Origin of the sequence: Nonomuraea terrae, assembly GCF_004348995.1 — a bacterium.
Classification (GTDB): Bacteria; Actinomycetota; Actinomycetes; order Streptosporangiales; family Streptosporangiaceae; genus Nonomuraea; species Nonomuraea terrae.
The window spans coordinates 1-819 of record NZ_SMKQ01000464.1 but is presented as its reverse complement, the minus strand read 5'-3'; the positions used below and the strand labels follow the sequence as shown (position 1 = coordinate 819).

Genomic DNA, 819 nt, shown 5'->3' with positions numbered 1-819 from the left:
CGATGACCGACGCCACCGACAGCGTCCCGGGCACCGACCCGGACCGGGCCGGCTTCACCACCGCCCTGGCCGCCGCCCGTGACCAGCTCATCCTGGCCGCCGGCGTCATCACCGGCACCGACATCGACCTGGTCGGCACCATCGGCCGTCACGTGCTGGCCCACCTCCTTCCCGCCCGGCGAGTCCGCACCAAAGACCGCATCGTCAAATCGGACCCGCCATCGATCGGACCACCTACAAAGCCACCATCAGCATCAACATGATCAGCAGCCCTTGACACCGATGCCCCGGCCTTAACTGAACGGCGTTGCGGTCTAGGAGGCCTCGGCCGGCGTGGGTTCGTTCACGCGCCCGGGAGGAGGGATCAGGACGAGCCCGACGATGTCGACCGTGATGTGCAGCCCGATCAGCGCCAGAAGGCTTCCGGTACGCAGGTACAACAGGGCGAAGCCGACACCGGTCACCACCGCCATCGGTCCCAAGCACGCATCCGACTCCGTGCCGCGACCGTAAGAGTTGACGAGTTCACCCGCGCTGTGCCATTCTGATGGCGGCACCGAGGTTGACATCTACTTTATGGGTAGATACCCGTTTCTCATTTACGTTATGCTGCTCCCTCGCGCTGCCTCTTGACGCCCTGGACTCTTCCGGGGCGTTCGGCGTGCGCGCAGTTCGATTCCATCCGTGCTCTCCGGAAGGACATCTGTTGGCAGCCTCGCGCAACGCCTCCGCCGTACCCGCTGGTCCCCGTCGCGTCTCCTTTTCGCGCATCCAGGAGCCTCTCGAAGTTCCTGACCTTCTGGCCCTGCAGACCGAGTC

At 65.2% G+C, this 819-nt stretch carries 1 protein-coding gene and 1 pseudogene; one reads left to right on the top strand and one right to left on the bottom strand.

Going from position 1 to position 819, the window contains the following annotated elements; all coding sequences use genetic code 11:
- Positions 1-263: pseudogene (locus E1286_RS47390) on the top strand (hypothetical protein); the annotation flags it as partial.
- A gap of 51 nt (positions 264-314) precedes the next feature.
- Here E1286_RS47390 and E1286_RS49750 read toward each other — a convergent pair.
- Complete coding sequence (locus tag E1286_RS49750) at positions 315-473, bottom strand: CPBP family intramembrane glutamic endopeptidase (RefSeq protein WP_223190975.1); 159 nt, start codon at positions 471-473, stop codon at positions 315-317.
- Positions 474-819: the final 346 nt, after the last annotated feature.

Excerpts from the sequence above, each read along its gene's own strand:
- E1286_RS49750 (WP_223190975.1), bottom strand. The coding sequence starts at position 473 with ATGGCGGTGGTGACCGGTGTCGGCTTCGCCCTGTTGTACCTGCGTACC.